Source organism: Roseateles sp. P5_B10, from assembly GCF_056400485.1.
Map to the genome: position 1 here is coordinate 1 of NZ_JBFULE010001779.1, position 515 is coordinate 515.

Sequence of the window (515 nt, forward strand, 5' to 3'; positions counted from 1 at the left end):
ATATACTTCTTGGCATTGTCCCAGGCGCCGCCGCCCGAGGTCATCGAGATCGCCACGAACAGACCCGTGACAATCACGCCGAGCAGCATGGCGCCGACCGCGGAGAATGCCGCCGACTTGCCGACCGCGCCGCCGCCGGCAATCGTGTAGATGATGAAGTACACCACGATGGGCGACAGCACCGGAAGCAGCGACGGGATGATCATTTCCTTGATCGCTGCCTTGGTCAGCAGATCCACCGCGCGGCCGTAATCCGGCTTGTCGGTGCCCTGCATGATGCCCGGCTTCTCGCGGAACTGACGACGCACTTCCTCGACAATGGCGCTGGCCGCGCGGCCAACGGCCGTCATGCCCATCGCGCCAAACAGATATGGCAGCAGGCCGCCGAACAGCAGACCGACCACCACATAGGGATTGTTCAGCGAGAAGTCCGGCAGCACATCTTTGAAGTACGGATACTTCGCGGCATTGGCGATGAAGAATTTGAGGTCTTCATTGTAAGCCGCGAACAGCAC

Annotated in this window: 1 protein-coding gene; it reads right to left on the reverse strand. The window is 61.0% G+C overall.

The genetic code is table 11. From position 1 onward, the window contains the following. Positions 1–515: sodium/proton-translocating pyrophosphatase (locus tag AC1DU6_RS35865; protein ID WP_477863421.1), on the reverse strand; the 515-nt coding region annotated here is incomplete at both ends.